Genomic DNA, 16,091 nt, shown 5'->3' on the forward strand with positions numbered 1-16,091 from the left:
GTTCAAAGCGCCTTCACGACAAGGTTTTTAGCTGCCGCCTGAGCCAGCCTGTTGACCAGCGGATAACGGAACGGCTTGGCAGAAATCTCGAACTGGTCGCCAGCTTCCGTCTTCACGCCTTCTGAGAAAGACAAGGTTGCCGTGCCAAAGAAATGAACATGAATGTCGCCCGGACGGCGGAACAGCTCATATTTGAAATGATGGTGTTCCAGATTGGCGATCGTATGTGACATGTTCGCTTCACCCGAAAGGAACGGCTTTTCAAAGATCACCTGATCGCCGCGACGAATGCGCGAAACGCCCTCCACATGGTCAGGCAACGCCCCCACATATAGCTCCGGCCCCAACGCGGCCTGACGCAGCTTGGAATGGGCAAGCCAGAGATAGTTCTGCTTCTCGGTCACATGATCGGAAAATTCATTGGCAAGGCAGAAGCCAAGCCGGAACGGCGTACCATCCAGGCCAATCAGGTAGATGCCTGCCAGCTCCGGCTCTTCGCCACCATCCTCGGCAAAGGAAGGCGAAACCAGTTCGCCGCCGGTTGCCACCAGCGCCGAACCGTCACCCTTGTAGAACCATTCCGGCTGCACGCCGGTTTCACCCGGCTTCGGTTTGCCGCCTTCGACACCCATCAGGAACATGCGCATGGAGTCGGTCGGCTTTTCAGCAGACTGCGCGGCCTTATGCATCTTGTCGCGACCGTCGGCGGAGCCAAGATGTGTGAGGCCCGTGCCGGCAACAATCAGATGTGCCGGATCGGCATGGGTGATGGGCAGACCGACGCGACCAGCCGCCAGGGCAGCGTCTATATCGACGGCTTCGCCCTTGCCGCTGCGTACGACTTGTTCCTCAAGGCTGATACCCGCTGCAATGGCTGCCGAGGCTAGCTCATAGGTCGTTGCTACGCCCTTGACGACATGCGCCGCTCCCTCCTCACTGCAGGCAGCCACACGCATTTCTCCGCTTTCATCGCGGAACTGGACCAGACGCAACATTAAACCTCCCATTTTCCGCATACCCGTTGCGGAATTCACCCCGACCGCTTGAGAAACGCCATAAGACGCCAATTTACGGCTCGTGTTATTAATATGACTATTTTGCCGTAACCCGCTTTGTCAAGCAAGCAGACGCCCCCACCGGGGCAGTTCGCGAGCCCTGCCCCTCCCGCACGAATACAAGCCTTTGTTTTATATATATAAATAGCAATATTGCGCGTTTGTCGCACCGGCATTTTATTGGGAAACGTCGAAAGGCTCTTGCCATAAAGTAATATTATATGCTTCATAAATGCGAAGGCCGGGAGGGCCTTATTGGGAGGAACCATCATGAAACGCACATTGACGGCCCTGACGGCCGCATTTTCTTTTGCCCTGATTTCGAGCGCATCTGCTGCATCGCTGACGGTTGGCTTTTCGCAGATCGGTTCGGAATCGGGCTGGCGTGCTGCAGAAACGGCCCTGACCAAGCAGGAAGCCGAAAAACGCGGCTATACGCTCAAGTTCGCCGATGCACAGCAGAAGCAGGAAAACCAGATCAAGGCCGTTCGTGGCTTCATCGCTCAAGGGGTTGATGCAATCCTGATCGCACCGGTGGTCTCCACAGGTTGGGACGCCGTTCTGAAGGAAGCCAAGGAAGCCGAAATTCCGGTCGTCCTGCTCGACCGCCAGATCGATTCTCCGGAAGACCTTTATCTGACCGCCGTAACCTCCGATCAGGTTCATGAAGGCAAGGTGGCCGGTGACTGGCTGGTGAAGGATGTGGGCGACAAGCCGTGCAATGTGGTCGAGCTTCAGGGCACCACCGGTTCCTCGCCCGCCATCAACCGCAAGAAGGGTTTTGAAGACGCCATCAAAGGTCATGACAACATCAAGATTTCCCGCTCGCAGACGGGCGACTTCACCCGCACAAAGGGCAAGGAAGTCATGGAAAGCTTCATCAAGGCCGAAGGCGGCGGCAAGAATATCTGCGCCGTCTATGCCCATAATGACGACATGGCTGTCGGCGCCATTCAGGCAATCAAGGAAGCTGGCTTGAAGCCGGGCACGGAAATCAAGATCGTGTCGATCGACTCCGTGCCGGACATCTTCCAGGCCATGGCGAACGGCGAAGCCAACGCGACCGTCGAACTGACGCCGAACATGGCAGGCCCGGCCTTCGACGCGATTGAAGCCTTCAAGGACAAGGGCACCGTTCCGCCGAAGTGGATCCAGACGGAATCGAAGCTCTACACGCAGGCTGACGATCCGAAGGCCGTCTACGAAGCCAAGAAGGGTCTCGGTTACTGATCCTCTCGTCCTCGGGCCGCGTTTGTCGCGGCCCGGAATGACCTTTGCAAAATGCAATGGAAAACTGCCATGGCTGCAAAAGACGCTCCATCGGCGGCCGCTATGCCGCTTCTTGAAGCCCGTTCGATCACCAAATCCTTTCTGGGCGTGACCGCGCTCGACCATGTCGATTTCACGCTCAACCGCGGGGAAATCCATGCATTGCTCGGCGAAAACGGCGCGGGTAAATCCACGCTTATCAAGATATTGACCGGCGCTTACCACGGCTTCGGTGGTTCGATCCTGCTTGAGGGCCAGCCGATTGCGCCTGCCTCCGTGGCAGAGGCGCAGACATTTGGCATCGGCACGGTCTATCAGGAGGTCAACCTTCTCGAAAATCTGACGGTAGCAGAAAACCTGTTTCTGGGACGCCAGCCGAAACGTTTCGGACTGGTCGACCGGGGCCGGATGGAAAAAGATGCGACGAACCTTCTTTCCCGCTATGGCCTCACCATCGATGTCGGCGTGCCTCTGTCCGCCTATTCAGTCGCCATCCGCCAGATCATCGCGATTGCACGTGCCGTCGATCTCTCGGGCAAGGTGCTCGTCCTTGACGAACCGACCGCCAGTCTCGATGCACGCGAAGTCGAAATGCTGTTCGGCGTGCTGCGCCAGTTGAAGGCAGAAGGCCTCGGCATCATCGTCATCACCCATTTTCTGGATCAGGTCTACGCCATCGCCGATTGCGCCACCGTATTGCGCAACGGACGGCTGGTCGGCAGCCGCAACCTGTCGGAACTGCCGCGCACCGATCTCATTTCCATGATGCTCGGCCACCAGCTGCAGGAGACTGTGCGCCGCCAGCTGACCGAGGAAGTAAGCCGCGACACGATTGCCCCGATCCGTTTTGCAGGCTTCGGCAGACAAGGCAGCGTTGCGCCGTTCGATCTCTCGATCAAGCCGGGAGAAGCCGTTGGCATTGCCGGGTTGCTCGGTTCCGGCCGCACCGAAACCGCGCTGTTGATGTTCGGTGTCGATCAGACCGATAGCGGCACCTTGACCGTCGACGGCAAGGAAACGAGGCTCCCCTCGCCCGTTGCGGCCATTGCGGAACGCTTCGCCTTCTGCCCGGAAGAACGCAAGACCGACGGCATCATTGGCGATTTCTCGATGGCGGAAAACATCGCGCTGGCGGTTCAGGCGAAGCGCGGCTGGTCCAGACCGATTTCATCGCGCGAGAAGACGGCGCTTGCGCAGCGTTACATCAAGGCGCTCGATATTCGCCCGCCCGATCCTGACAAGCCGATCAAGTTTCTGTCCGGCGGCAACCAGCAGAAAGCCATACTGGCACGCTGGCTTGCCACCGATCCCCGCCTGCTGATCCTCGATGAGCCGACGCGTGGCATCGATATCGGCGCCCATGCTGAAATCCTGAAGCTCATCGGCGAACTTTGCGCTGAAGGCATGTCGCTGGTCATCATCTCGTCGGAATTCGAGGAGCTTGCCGCCGTTGCCAATCGCGTCATCGTCCTGTCCGACCGTCGCCATGTGGCGGAACTGAAGGGCGAGGAAATCACTGCCGACAATATCGTGCGTGCAATCGCTGAGACCGGAAGCGAAAAGGAAGCTGCAGCATGATTGCCCGCATGACCAGAAAACTCAAAAGACTGGCGCCGCAACTGGCCGCCCTTGTGCTCATTCTGGTGGCGAACACCGTCATCGCGCCTGGCTTTCTCGACATCTCGTTCCAGAACGGACGGCTTTATGGAAGCCTGATCGATATTCTGGTGCGCGCCGCACCCGTCGCCATTCTGGCTGTCGGCATGACACTGGTGATCGCAACGCGCGGCATCGATCTGTCAGTCGGTGCCGTCATGGCGATCAGCGGTGCTTTTGCCGCCTCACTCATCGTCGCGGGCTATCCACTTGCAATCGTCATTCCGGCAGCGCTTGGCGTCGGCCTTCTGTGTGGCTTGTGGAACGGCTTTCTGGTTGCGGTCTTCGATATCCAGCCGATCATCGCGACGCTTATCCTTATGGTGGCAGGTCGCGGCATCGCACAGCTTATCACCGAAGGCGCGATCCTGACCTTCAACAATGATTCCTTTGCGGCGCTTGGCTCCGGCTCCTTCCTCGGCGTGCCTGTTCCAGTCCTGATATGGATTCTGGCCGGTCTGGTCGTGGGCCTCGCAGTGCGTACCAGTGCGCTTGGCTTCCTGATCGAGGCGACCGGCATCAACCGTCGCGCAGCGATGCTGGCAGGGGTCAAGGCACGCTTTCTCCTGTTCAGCGTCTATGCGGTTTCCGGCGTCGGCGCTGCCCTTGCAGGGCTTATCGCGGCGGCGGATATTCGCGGCGCAGATGCCAACAATGCCGGGCTGTGGCTTGAACTCGACGCGATTCTGGCGGTCGTCATCGGCGGCACCTCGCTTAATGGCGGGCGTTTCTCGATCATGGCCTCGCTGCTCGGCGCGCTCATCATCCAGTCGATCAACACAGGCATTCTGATGGCGGGCTTTCCGCCGGAATTCAACCTCATCATCAAGGCCGTCATCATCGTGATCGTGCTCACCTTCCAGTCGCCGGCCATTGTCCAGCTCATTACCTTCCTGCGCTCGGAACGCAAGGGCAATGGAGCCAATCCGGTCCGTCAAAGCCAGCAGGGAGCACGGCAATGAGAGCACTGCGCAATCTGCCCTTCCTGACGACGGTTGCAATCTTCCTGCTCGCCTATGCGATCTGCATCGTCCAGTTTCCGAACATGCTGTCGACACGGGTAATCGGCAATCTTCTGACGGACAACGCCTTCCTCGGCATAGCCGCCGTCGGCATGACATTCGTGATCCTTTCCGGCGGCATCGACCTGTCGGTCGGCTCGGTCATCGCCTTCACCAGCGTTTTCGTTGCCGTGATGGTCGGGCAGCTCGGCGTGCATCCGCTCGTGGCATTCGGCCTCGTTCTTGTGATCGCTGCATTGTTCGGGGCGTGGATGGGCATGATGATCCATTTCTTGCGGATCCCGCCTTTCGTGGCCACACTTGCGGGCATGTTTCTGGCTCGCGGTGCGGCATTCCTCATCTCGACGCAATCCGTGCCCATCGCGCATCCGTTTCTCGATACATTGCAGGGGCTTTATTTCCGCCTGCCGGGCGGCGGCAGGCTGACATTCATCGCCATGCTCATGCTCGCGGTCTTCATCGTTGGCGGCATCATCGCCCATCGCACGCGCTTCGGCGCCAATATCTACGCGCTTGGCGGCAACCAGCAGTCGGCGGAGCTGATGGGCGTTCCGATTGCCCGCACGACAATCGGCATCTATACGATGTCGGGTATCCTTTCCGGCCTCGCCGGGATCGTCTATACGCTTTATACTTCGTCCGGCTATTCGCTCGCGACGGTTGGGGTAGAACTGGATGCCATCGCTTCGGTGGTGATCGGCGGGACATTGCTGACAGGTGGCGCAGGCCTTGTGGCCGGAACATTCGTCGGCATTCTCATACAGGGGCTGATCCAGACATACATTGTTTTCGACGGAACGCTGTCTTCCTGGTGGACGAAAATAGCAATCGGTATATTGCTGTTCCTGTTCATTGCTCTGCAACGAGGACTTGCGTGGTTCTCGGATCTAAGGCGCATCCCGAAAAGTGGGAACCGGTTTTCGGGCAAGATGCGCATTGAAACAAATAGCTAGCCAGGCAACGAATGAAGGAGGCCTGAATTGGGATTGCTGGAAACGGCCATAACCGGACGCAAGCGCCATAACAGCCACGCTGTCGTGGTGGGTGAACTGGGCCGCGGCATCGTCGCGGGAACCATTCCTGCAGGGTCCATCCTTCCGGGCGATCATGAATTGTCGCTGCGCTTCGGCGTTTCCCGCACCGTTCTGCGCGAGGCGATGAAAACCCTTGCCGCCAAGCGCCTCATCGAACCCAAGGCCAAGGTCGGCACCCGTGTTCTGGGCCATGCGAGCTGGAATTTCTTCGATCCCGATGTGCTGACATGGCGCTTCGAGGCAGGCTTCGATGAAGTCTTCGTGGACCATCTGGCGGAAATGCGCATGGCACTGGAACCGGCAGCCGCAGCGGCCGCGGCTGAACGCGCCACCAGTGACGAGATTGTCGAGCTTTACGCGCTCGCCGCCAAGTTTGACGATCCGAACCACACGCCGGAGTCCATCGCCAAGGTTGATCTGGAATTCCATCTGGCCATTGCGCGCATGTCCGGCAATCCGTTCATGCGCTCGGTCAGCGGATTGATCGAGGCGGCGCTGGCAATCTCGTTCCAGCTTTCATCACCCGCCTCATCGCGAGAAGGCATTGCCGAATGCGCGGCCAATCACCTGCGCATTGCCCACGCCATTGCATCGCGTGATCCACAAAAAGCACGTCTGGCCATGGAAAGCGTTATCAAGCTCGGCGTCGATCGTATCCGCGATGTGATCTGAGCATTTCCAGCAAAAGTGGGAGCCGGTTTTGCGTTCGGAAATGCGGTAACAAAGAGACAGAGCGGTTCTTACGGTTCTATCATACAAGAACCACTCTGAAGGTTACGATACCTTCAGATCAAACTGCGGCTCGCCGCGCAGCGTATTACTGACCGTGCAGATTTCCTCAGCCATTTCGGCGAGACGATGCTTTTCGTCGTCGGTGAGGTCACCGCCGAAATGGAAGGTGATGTTGAACCGTTCGATACGCGACGGTCCTTCATGCGCCTTGTCGCCCTTCACTTCCACCCGCACATCGGTCAGCTTTTCCCTTAGTTCGAGCTTCGTTGCGGCGATACGAGCGCTCAACGCCATGCAGGCCGCAACCGACGAATAGATGAGATCGAGCGGATTGAAGCCCGCTTGACTGACACTCGTAACGAGCTCGACCACGCCGCCGGTCGGCGTGGTGATGACAGGCAGCTTTCCATGCTGCATTTCGGCGACGGCACCCGTCTCGCGGGTTCTGACTTTCAGTTCGCTCATTCCTGAATTCTCCTGTAGTCCACATGCCGTGCCAGCCAGCAGCCGACGGTCATGCCTGTTATCTCGCCTTTGGCGTCACGATGGAAGACAAGTTTCCATTCGCCCGGCGACGGCGCGTCCATCGAGCGCTGCACCGGCAGCAGCCAGACATGCGGTCCTGCCTCATAGAGCGAATACATATCGCTCTTGCCGAGAAATCCTTCAAAGGCCCCGTAAAAAGCGCCGCCCTCATTGACGATCAGAAGATCGGCCTCAAGTTCGTCGCTGCGATAACGTCCAGCAATATCCTGCTTCGCCGCGCCTTTCAGGCGCTGCATTGTCAGGCTCAGATTTTCATCCTCGCGCGCCAGATGGATCGTGTCGCCATCGCGGCGGATCGTGGTCATCGCGGAACGCGCCTCGTTCTCGCCTATTACGTCCATGATTTCCGGGCCGGTGCCGAAACGTGCCTTCATGCGTCCGCGTCCGGCATCTTCAAGGCTCAGCACGAGACCGGTTTCATGGTCGAGCCATGAGCCGAACCATGCGGCATCGGCTTCAACGCGAACCTGTTCCGATGTCGGAACGCCAAGCGCAATATTCATCAGCTTGAAGGCGACGTCGGAAGCTCCGCCTTCAAAATTGAACATGGCGATTGTCGAGAGGCGCTCATCGGCGCAATGCCAGCGCTGGCAGCGCCAGCCGCGCAAAGCCCCGCCATGGCCGGTCAGTCGCTTGCCGCCTGTTTCCTCGAATTTAAGGCCGAGGCCGTAGGGAGCAGCAGCACCGTCGCTGAAAGTCTGAGGACCGCTCAGGCGACGATAGATTCCGCTTTCGTCGTCGCCGGTCGCATCGATGAACTGCTCCCAGGCAATCATGTCGTCCAGCGACGCGCAGATGCCGGCATCGCCCATCCAGTGGATGCGATTGACGGCAGGCAGGAAGCCGCGCACCGTATCGCCCTCATAGCCAATGCATTCATCGAACAGCGCGGTATCGGGAATAAGTTCTGCGGTCTTCATGCCCGCCGGCTGGAAAATGCGTTCCGACAGAAGTTCGATAAGCTTCCGGCCTGTATGCTGTTCGATCAGATCAGCCAGAATGCGGAAATTGCCGTTGCAGTAGGAATAATGCGTGCCCGGTGCAAAATGCGTGGTCTTCAGGCGGCGCAGCAGGCTTTGTGCCTGTTCGGGCAGAAAGACGCCTTCCGGATCGGCCCCGCACAGAACCGTCAGCGCCCAGTAATCGCGCAGGCCCGACTGGTTGTTGCACAGATCGCGCACGCTGGGACGCTTTTCAGCAAACTTGTCGAGATAGGCGGCAAGCGCATCATCAAGAACTTCCGGCTCGCCGACACTGTCGAGCAGAACGGCGCAGGTGAACTGCTTGCTGACCGAACAGATCGGCATGCGCGTTTCGGGCGTCATCGCCTTGCGAGTGGAAAGATCGGCAAAGCCCCATGCATGGCGCAGCACGACCTTGCCATCTTTCAGCACCGCGACCGCACCACCCGGTCCCTTATAGTGCTGCGGAATGGTGCGAACGAAGGTTTCAAGCGCGGAAAGATCGAATTTTGACATGATGCTCAGGCGACTCAGATGAAAATCAACAGCCGCCACGAGGCATCATTTTGTCCGTTCGATCAAGGCCATGGCCGCATGCGGATTATGCGCCTTATAGCCGCTGATCACATAGAGATAGACATCGCGGGCGATATGGTCCGCAACAGGCGGCGTCACGGTCTTCAACCCTTCAGCGGGTTCTCCCGCTGCTATCGCCTTGGCGCGTGCAGCCCACTGATCGAGATGACTTTCACCATAGCCAAGCGGCTCGCTTTCCTTCGTTCCCATGATGCGAAGATAGGCGAAAGGTGCGGTCATATCGGCGAATTGCGGAAAGTCGCTGTCGCCTGCAATCACCACCGCTACGCCATATTCGCGCAGCAAGGCGATGAAGTCCGGTGAATTGAAACTGTCGTGGCGCACTTCCACCGCATGACGCACATCGCGCCCGTCGACACGCTTCGGCAGAAGCTTCAAAAACGCCTCGAAGTCCACGGGGTCGAACTTCTTCGTTCCCATGAATTGCCAGTTGACCACGCCGAGCTTGTCCTTCAGTTCCATCATGCCGCCGGTCATGAACCGTTCAATGCTCTCACCCGCCTCCGCCAGGACACGGCGATTGGTGGAAAAACGCGGTGCCTTCAGCGAAAACACAAAGCCTTCCGGCGTTTCATCGTGCCATTTGGCGAAGGTCGTGGGTTTCTGCGGACCGTAATAAGTGCTGTTGATCTCGATGGATGTGAGCTTGCTCGATGCATATTCAAGCTGGCGCTTCTTCGACAGTTTTTCAGGATAGAAGCTCTTGTCCCACGGTTCATAGGCCCATCCGCCAATACCGACGCGGATCTTACCCGTGTTTTCCCTGGCCATCGCCATTCCTCCATACCGGTGCATCATGAGTTCATACAGTTTAGTCATGATGTTTAATCTGTATTCGCACCGCTGGCTATGTTCATATCAGCGTGCTTGACTGGGAGGAGAAGCAGGCGGCTGAACGTAAACTTTGCCGCGAGACTGAGGTTTATGCACCTGTCGGCCATTTGGGTGCGTCTGACCATGAGTTCCCGTTCCCCCAACACATGGATTGTCCCGGTTTTCGGGAGGATCTTTTTGAAAAGAGGCGGAGAAACCGTCCTTGCAAGGCGCGCCGGAATGGCGAGCGAGACATGGTGAGATTGAGGAAATGCATACAATGACGAGCAAACCCAATGCCCGTACCGGAGGCCAGATTTTGGTGGATGCGCTGCGCATCCACGGCACCGACCGGGTCTTCTGCGTCCCCGGCGAGAGCTATCTCGCCGCGCTTGACGCCTTTCATGATTCCAGCGACACGATTGACCTGATCGTCTGCCGGCAGGAAGGCGGCGCGGCCTATATGGCGGAAGCCTATGGCAAGCTGACCGGCAAGCCGGGCATCTGCTTCGTCACACGCGGTCCCGGCGCAACAAACGCCTCTGTCGGTGTGCATACAGCTTTTCAGGATTCGACACCGATGCTGCTCTTCATCGGTCAGGTCGCCAGCGATCAGGTCGAGCGCGAGGCATTTCAGGAAATCGATTATCGCCGCATGTTCGGCCAGATGGCCAAATGGGTCGTCCAGATCGACGATGCCGCCCGCATTCCGGAACTGGTCAGCCAAGCCTTCCACCGCGCCGTCAACGGTCGCCCCGGCCCGGTCGTGATCGCCCTGCCGGAAGACATGCTGACATCCTATGCCGCCGTCAGCGACGCACCAGCCTTTAAACAGGTTCAGATGCATCCAGGTGCCGACCAGTTGCAGGACATGCAAGCGCTTCTTGCAAAGGCCGAACGGCCTCTGGTGATCGTCGGCGGTGGCGGCTGGAATGCGAGAGCCATCAGCGATCTGCGGAAATTTGCCGAGAACATGCACCTGCCCGTCGCGGCATCCTTCCGCTGCCAGGACATGTTCGACAACACTCACCCGCTCTATGCAGGCGAAATGGGAACCTCGATCAGCCCCAAGCTGGCGCAGCGCGTGCGCGATGCCGATCTGCTGATCGTAATCGGTGCCCGCCTCGGCGAAATGACGACACAGGGCTACGAACTCGTCTCCATTCCGGTGCCACAACAGAAGCTCGTCCATATCCATCCGGGGGCGGAGGAACTGGGCCGCGTCTATCATGCAGACGTTCCGGTCAATGCTTCCATGCCTGCCTTCTGTGCGGCAGCAGCAAAGCTTGCGCCGGTTGCTGATCCGCGCTGGAAATCATGGACCGACAGCGCCAATGCCGATTACCGCGACAACATCAAATCGCCGGTCATCCCCGGTGATGTGCAGATGGGCGAAGTGATGGAGTGGTTGCGCGCGCATCTGCCAGCCGACGCCATCATCACCAATGGCGCAGGCAACTATTCCGCCTGGCCGCATCGCTTCTACCAGTACCGTACCTATCGCAGCCAGCTGGCTCCCACCAACGGCTCGATGGGCTATGGCGTACCGGCTGCGGTCGCGGCCAAGCTCACCGCGCCGGAACGCACGGTTGTTGCCTTTGCAGGTGACGGCTGCTTCCTCATGAACGGACAGGAACTGGCAACGGCGGCGCAATATGGCGCCAATGCCATCTTCATCGTCGTCAATAACGGCATGTACGGCACCATCCGCATGCATCAGGAGCGCACCTATCCGGGCCGCGTTTCAGGCACCGGCCTCGCCAATCCTGACTTCGCAGCGCTTGCCCGCGCCTATGGCCTGCATGGCGAAGTGGTGGAAAAGACGGCTGATTTTGCACCGGCCTTCGAGGCTTGCGAAAAGTCCGGCAAGCCGGGCCTCATCGAAATCCGCATCGATCCGGAAGCGCTTTCACCGAAGATGAGCCTCAGTCAGATGCGCGAGCAGGGTCTGGCCAAGCAGCGATAGACGGACGCCAATAAAAAAGCACGCTTTCTTCTCGGCCAAGAAGGAAGCGTGCAAAAAGACATTTTCAATCACAACGCCCCCCGGCGTATCTATGATCCGGTGCAAGGGGGTGTACCGCACCGATAAAATGCCTTTCGGTCGCCGGAACGAGTGTCCCGGCAATCCCAAGATCAGGCCTGCGCTTCTCCACAGATCTGCTGTTTGTCGAGCGCCTCGATCATCAGCTCCACCGCTGACGAGATCGGCGCGACAATCGGAATATCGAAGCCGCCACGCAGTTGTTCCGCAGCTTCCCCGAGCGGCCCACCGCCGATGATGACCGCTTCGGCTCCATCCATGATGCAAAACCGCACCGCCGCTTCCAGTTCTGTACGCAGACGCGCGCCATCGCGCGCCAGTTTCTCAGGGTCTCCGGGCGTGCAGCGAATACCCGTATAAAGATGCGACAGGCCTAGGCTTTCCGCCCGCGCCGCTATTGCATCGGCAAGATCCGGCGTTACCGTCGCAATGCCGAACCGTCGTCCATTCCGTGTTGCCTCGACCATCGAGGCCTCACAAATGCCGAGAACCGGTACGGCCAGGCTTTCCTGCAAATGCACGACACCGGGATCGCCATAAGCGCTGACAATGACCCCGATGCAGTTTGAATTCTGCCCCCTGCCGATTTCTATGACCTGCGCCGCTGAAGCGTGCAACTGCTCGTCATTGACGATCATCGAAGGGCTGCGTGTCGCAGTGGCGGCTTCGATCCGAAGCCGCCCGTTCGCCTTCCGCCTGGCAATATCGAGCATCATCCCGCTCGTTGCCTCTGAGCTGTTTGGATTGATCAGCAGGACATAGGGGGATGATGCAGTCATGTTCAGGCCTGTTCTTTAGCAGTTTTTGTGAAATCGACCGTCGGCTCGTCGGCTTCCGCCGGCTGCGTCAGGTCTTCCATGGACCGACCATAGGTTTCCGGCCCAAGCTGGATGCAGAATGCGAAGATGGCATACATCGATGCGGCAAGGCCGAAGACACCGAGCATTCCGTATGTGTCGAACAAGGCACCCGCAATCGTTGGTACGAAGGATCCGGCAGCCGAACCGCTCGCGAGGATGAGTGCCACACCGAAGCCGCGGATACGGGTTGGATAGAGTTCCGGCGCGTAAATCCAGATCGACGTGTTGAGCAACAGGACGAAGAACTGGAACAGCGCTCCGAAGAACAGCACCAGATAGATGTTCGTGCCCAGATAGATGATCGAAAGCGCTGCGGCACAGGCACAGACCGCACCCAGGCTGAGAACTTTCTTGCGCGGAAAGTAATAGCCGAATGCCGATGCTGCAATGGCACCGAGCACGCTGCCGCTCTGGATGATCATGCTGTAAAGAAGGCTGCCCGAAAGCGTGTAGCCCATCGAAACGAAAATCATTGGCATCAGCGTCAGGACGGAAAGCTGTGCGCCGTAGCTCATCAGGATCGCGATCGCCACAGGGACGGTGCGGCCAAGATAAGGCGCCTGGAACAGTTCCCTCCAATTGCCCTTGACAGGCTTGGTGTCACTGTCTTCCGACTTCGACAGATATTCAGTGACTTTCAGGTTCTTGGGTCGGAGTGATCCGGACGCCAGAATGGAAAGTACCTTGTTTGCTTCGTCGATCTTGCCTTGCGAGGCCAGAAAACGCGGTGTTTCCGGCACGTAACGGCGAAAGAAAACAACGAGGAAAGCGGGGATCGCCAGAACGGCGAAGAGCCAGCGCCAGTTGTCGTCGCCCGGAAAGAGCGTGAAAACCAGCAGGCCGAAAGCCGGGGCGAGGAAGTTGCCGAAACCGCCTGCGCCGACATTGACGAGACCGGCTGCAGTTCCACGGAACTTCGGCGAACAGAATTCGGCAAGCATCGTAACGGCAGTCGAAATTTCGCCGCCGACACCAAAGCCGACAATGGCGCGTGCGAGACAGAGCCAGCCGAAGCTCGGTGCGAGCGCACAAAGTGCGGAACCGACGGTGAAGAGAAGAAGATTGATCGTCAGCATGACACGGCGGCCGTACCGGTCGCCAAGAATGCCGGACAAGAGACGGCCAATGGCCGCGCTTGCGAAAGTGATGGTATTGAGGAAGCCGATATCGGCGCCCGACAGACCCCATTGTTCGCGAAGGATCGGCCCGACGAGGCCAATCGTGTTCTGCTCGAAACTGTCAAAGAGACAGCCGATCAGGATCAGCGCGAGAATCTGCTTGTGCGCAGTTGTCACGCCGATATTTCCCAATGCATTTTCCATCTGCTTGATGGCCGGTGACGTCGCACCGGATTGTATCATTTGTTCCCCTGCCATAACGGTCCAACTCCCATGATATTAGCCGTATGAAATTATTTTTTCATAATCAAACATCAGAAAATCAATTTTTACAAGCAATTTTTTATCGTTTATTTTCAGATAGATAATCTGCTCAAAGCTTAGGCGAAAAAGATGCAAAAATAGTCAAAAGCTGCTAATAGTTAGGCAATCTGAAAATATGATTTCATCAGGCGGCACATGAAACCCACCGAAAAGTCCTTTCTGACCCGCGTAAGAGACGTGATGGACGAACTGCCGCCAGCCGAAAAAAGGCTGGGTGAATTCGTATGTGATTTTCCAGGGGAACTGGCGAGCTATTCGGCGTCGGAACTGGCAGCTCTCGCCCATGTTTCCAACGCGACCGTGACGCGTTTCGTACAGCGCCTCGGTTATGACACCTATGAAGAATCCCGACGCCATGCCCGTGAGGAAAAACAGACGGGATCGCGTCTGTTTCTGTCGAGTGCCACCGATGCGGAGAGCGGCCAGTCCCTGTCGTCGCATGTCGGTCAGGGCATCGCCAATCTGGAAAAGACCTTTCTTTCAATACGCGAAACACAGATCGATGCCGTTGTGGAAGCAATGCTCGGCGCACGCAAGACATGGGTATTCGGCTTTCGCAGCAGCCAGCCTTTTGCGGCCTATCTGCAATGGCAGATGATACAGGTGGTGGACAATATCGTTGCGGTTCCCGGACCGGGCCAGACACTTGGCGAATATATTGCCAGCATCAGCCCCGACGATATGGTCATCGTCTTCGCGCTTCGCCGCCGTATTGCAAAAATGGACGACATCCTTGCCGCCATCGAAAAGCGTGGTGCGAAACTTCTCTACATCACCGATGAAGGCGCGCCGTTCCGGGCTTCCGCGCAATGGCATTTTCATTGCCAGACACTGGCGCCCGGCCCGTTGTTCAATCACGTTGCGGTCATGGCGCTCTGCCATTTATTGACCACGCGGGCCATTGAAAAAGCAGGCGCTTCCGGACGAAAGCGCCTGCGTGATATCGAAGCCTCCGGCGACCTGCTCGAAGAGCTGTAAACCGGTTATTTTACAGGCGGCGCATACATAAGCCCGCCCTTGTTCCACAGCGCATTGATGCCGCGGTCGATCTTGAGCAGGCTGCCCTTGCCGATGGTGCGTTCAAACATTTCGCCATAATTGCCGATCTTGGAGACGACATTATAGGCCCATTTCGGCTCAAGGCCGAGCTGTTGGCCGCTATCGCCTTCCGATCCGAGGAAACGGCGCACGTCCGGCTTCTTGGAGTTCAGATCCGCATCAGCTGAGGCTTGCGTAATGCCCAGTTCCTCGGCCTCAAGCATTGCAAACAGCGTCCAGCGAACGATGTTGAACCATTTATCGTCGCCCTGGCGGACGGCAGGTCCAAGCGGCTCCTTGGAAATCACTTCCGGCAGAACGGTGAAAGCATCAGGTTCGGCAAGCTTCAGACGTTGCGCATAAAGTGCGGACGCGTCGGTCGTGTAAACATCACAGCGACCCGTTTCAAATGCCTTCAGGATGCCATCGGCAGAATCGATCACCACCGGTTCATACTTGATACTGTTGGCGCTGAAAAAATCAGCGGCGTTCTGTTCGGTAGTCGTGCCCTGCTCGGTGCAGACCGAAGCGCCGTCGAGCTTCAAGGCGCTATCGATACCCAGATCCTTACGGATCATGAAACCTTGACCGTCATAATAGGCGGTGCCGACGAAATGGATGCCCATGCCCGCATCACGCGAAAGCGTCCAGGTGGTCTGGCGCGAAAGCAGGTCGACCGTGCCGGATTGCAACGCCGTGAAACGTTCCTTGGTCGAAAGCGGAATGAAACTCACCTTGTCAGGATCGCCAAAGACTGCCGCCGATACCGCACGACAGAAATCAATATCGAAGCCGGTCCATTTGCCCTGATCGTCTGGCGACGAAAAGCCTGCAACGCCCTGACTGACGCCGCAATTGATCTTGCCGCGCTCCTTCACGGTCGAAAGCGTATCCGCCTGCGCCCCAGTTTGAGCGGACATGGCAAAGCCCGCCGCCAACAACGAACCCAAAACTATTTTTTTCATTGTTCCTCCTCCCAGAGTTTCGGCCCAGAATTTCGAAAAAGCCGATCCATTGCCCG

General features: G+C 57.9%; 14 protein-coding genes. 7 read left to right on the forward strand and 7 right to left on the reverse strand.

Annotated elements, in window-relative coordinates; genetic code table 11:
- Positions 1-2 precede the first annotated feature (2 nt).
- Positions 3-995: an AraD1 family protein gene (gene araD1, locus FG152_RS12805; protein WP_010659488.1), complete on the reverse strand. Its 993-nt coding sequence runs from the start codon at positions 993-995 to the stop codon at positions 3-5.
- Positions 996-1,325: 330 nt separating this feature from the next.
- Between araD1 and ytfQ the strand changes: the two genes are divergently transcribed.
- From ytfQ to FG152_RS12830, 5 genes are all read left to right on the forward strand, one after another.
- Positions 1,326-2,285, forward strand: coding sequence for a galactofuranose ABC transporter, galactofuranose-binding protein YtfQ (gene ytfQ / locus FG152_RS12810; protein WP_010659486.1), 960 nt, complete (start codon positions 1,326-1,328; stop codon positions 2,283-2,285).
- Between the two features lie 69 nt (positions 2,286-2,354).
- Positions 2,355-3,902 (forward strand): sugar ABC transporter ATP-binding protein, encoded by a 1,548-nt coding sequence (locus FG152_RS12815; protein ID WP_010659485.1) that lies wholly within the window; start codon positions 2,355-2,357, stop codon positions 3,900-3,902.
- Entirely contained in the window at positions 3,899-4,942 is a 1,044-nt protein-coding gene (locus FG152_RS12820; protein WP_010659484.1) for an ABC transporter permease, read from the forward strand. Before FG152_RS12815 ends, FG152_RS12820 begins: the two co-directional genes overlap by 4 nt.
- Positions 4,939-5,955 carry a galactofuranose ABC transporter, permease protein YjfF gene (gene yjfF, locus FG152_RS12825; protein WP_010659483.1) on the forward strand — a complete coding sequence of 339 codons (1,017 nt, stop codon included), beginning with the start codon at positions 4,939-4,941 and terminating at the stop codon, positions 5,953-5,955. Before FG152_RS12820 ends, yjfF begins: the two co-directional genes overlap by 4 nt.
- Before the next feature lie 27 nt (positions 5,956-5,982).
- Positions 5,983-6,708, forward strand: coding sequence for a FadR/GntR family transcriptional regulator (locus FG152_RS12830; RefSeq protein ID WP_010659482.1), 726 nt, complete (start codon positions 5,983-5,985; stop codon positions 6,706-6,708).
- Between the two features lie 102 nt (positions 6,709-6,810).
- Here the strand turns inward: FG152_RS12830 and FG152_RS12835 are convergent, their stop codons facing one another.
- Genes FG152_RS12835 through FG152_RS12845 form a run of 3 tightly spaced genes read right to left on the reverse strand, consistent with a single transcriptional unit; the run spans position 6,811 to position 9,644 of the window.
- Positions 6,811-7,233, reverse strand: a complete 423-nt coding sequence (locus FG152_RS12835; RefSeq protein WP_010659481.1) for an OsmC family protein — start codon at positions 7,231-7,233, stop codon at positions 6,811-6,813.
- Positions 7,230-8,792 (reverse strand): D-aminopeptidase, encoded by a 1,563-nt coding sequence (locus tag FG152_RS12840; RefSeq protein ID WP_010659480.1) that lies wholly within the window; start codon positions 8,790-8,792, stop codon positions 7,230-7,232. Before FG152_RS12840 ends, FG152_RS12835 begins: the two co-directional genes overlap by 4 nt.
- A gap of 45 nt (positions 8,793-8,837) precedes the next feature.
- Complete coding sequence (locus FG152_RS12845; RefSeq protein ID WP_010659479.1) at positions 8,838-9,644, reverse strand: DUF72 domain-containing protein; 807 nt, start codon at positions 9,642-9,644, stop codon at positions 8,838-8,840.
- A 322-nt stretch (positions 9,645-9,966) separates the two neighbouring features.
- On the opposite strand from FG152_RS12845, the gene FG152_RS12850 reads away from it, so the two are divergent.
- Positions 9,967-11,652: a thiamine pyrophosphate-binding protein gene (locus FG152_RS12850; protein ID WP_010659478.1), complete on the forward strand. Its 1,686-nt coding sequence runs from the start codon at positions 9,967-9,969 to the stop codon at positions 11,650-11,652.
- Between the two features lie 170 nt (positions 11,653-11,822).
- Here FG152_RS12850 and FG152_RS12855 read toward each other — a convergent pair whose 3' ends face one another.
- Both FG152_RS12855 and FG152_RS12860 read right to left on the reverse strand, forming a co-directional pair.
- On the reverse strand, positions 11,823-12,509 hold the full coding sequence (locus FG152_RS12855; RefSeq protein ID WP_010659477.1) for an aspartate/glutamate racemase family protein: 687 nt from the start codon (positions 12,507-12,509) through the stop codon (positions 11,823-11,825).
- Between the two features lie 2 nt (positions 12,510-12,511).
- Positions 12,512-13,966, reverse strand: a complete 1,455-nt coding sequence (locus FG152_RS12860; protein WP_010659476.1) for an MFS transporter — start codon at positions 13,964-13,966, stop codon at positions 12,512-12,514.
- Positions 13,967-14,167: 201 nt separating this feature from the next.
- Between FG152_RS12860 and FG152_RS12865 the strand changes: the two genes are divergently transcribed.
- Positions 14,168-15,010, forward strand: a complete 843-nt coding sequence (locus tag FG152_RS12865) for a MurR/RpiR family transcriptional regulator (protein WP_010659475.1) — start codon at positions 14,168-14,170, stop codon at positions 15,008-15,010.
- 5 nt (positions 15,011-15,015) lie between these two features.
- Here FG152_RS12865 and FG152_RS12870 read toward each other — a convergent pair whose 3' ends face one another.
- Positions 15,016-16,035 (reverse strand): amino acid ABC transporter substrate-binding protein, encoded by a 1,020-nt coding sequence (locus FG152_RS12870; RefSeq protein WP_010659474.1) that lies wholly within the window; start codon positions 16,033-16,035, stop codon positions 15,016-15,018.
- Positions 16,036-16,091 lie beyond the last annotated feature (56 nt).

Source organism: Ochrobactrum sp. XJ1 (genome assembly GCF_024701725.1).
In the GTDB taxonomy this organism is placed as follows: Bacteria; Pseudomonadota; Alphaproteobacteria; order Rhizobiales; family Rhizobiaceae; genus Brucella; species Brucella anthropi.

Excerpts from the sequence above, each read along its gene's own strand:
- araD1 (WP_010659488.1), bottom strand. The coding sequence starts at position 995 with ATGTTGCGTCTGGTCCAGTTCCGCGATGAAAGCGGAGAAATGCGTGTG.
- ytfQ (WP_010659486.1), top strand. The coding sequence starts at position 1,326 with ATGAAACGCACATTGACGGCCCTGACGGCCGCATTTTCTTTTGCCCTG.
- FG152_RS12815 (WP_010659485.1), top strand. The coding sequence starts at position 2,355 with ATGGCTGCAAAAGACGCTCCATCGGCGGCCGCTATGCCGCTTCTTGAA.
- FG152_RS12820 (WP_010659484.1), top strand. The coding sequence starts at position 3,899 with ATGATTGCCCGCATGACCAGAAAACTCAAAAGACTGGCGCCGCAACTG.
- yjfF (WP_010659483.1), top strand. The coding sequence starts at position 4,939 with ATGAGAGCACTGCGCAATCTGCCCTTCCTGACGACGGTTGCAATCTTC.
- FG152_RS12835 (WP_010659481.1), bottom strand. The coding sequence starts at position 7,233 with ATGAGCGAACTGAAAGTCAGAACCCGCGAGACGGGTGCCGTCGCCGAA.
- FG152_RS12840 (WP_010659480.1), bottom strand. The coding sequence starts at position 8,792 with ATGTCAAAATTCGATCTTTCCGCGCTTGAAACCTTCGTTCGCACCATT.
- FG152_RS12845 (WP_010659479.1), bottom strand. The coding sequence starts at position 9,644 with ATGGCCAGGGAAAACACGGGTAAGATCCGCGTCGGTATTGGCGGATGG.
- FG152_RS12850 (WP_010659478.1), top strand. The coding sequence starts at position 9,967 with ATGACGAGCAAACCCAATGCCCGTACCGGAGGCCAGATTTTGGTGGAT.
- FG152_RS12855 (WP_010659477.1), bottom strand. The coding sequence starts at position 12,509 with ATGACTGCATCATCCCCCTATGTCCTGCTGATCAATCCAAACAGCTCA.
- FG152_RS12860 (WP_010659476.1), bottom strand. The coding sequence starts at position 13,966 with ATGGCAGGGGAACAAATGATACAATCCGGTGCGACGTCACCGGCCATC.
- FG152_RS12865 (WP_010659475.1), top strand. The coding sequence starts at position 14,168 with ATGAAACCCACCGAAAAGTCCTTTCTGACCCGCGTAAGAGACGTGATG.
- FG152_RS12870 (WP_010659474.1), bottom strand. The coding sequence starts at position 16,035 with ATGAAAAAAATAGTTTTGGGTTCGTTGTTGGCGGCGGGCTTTGCCATG.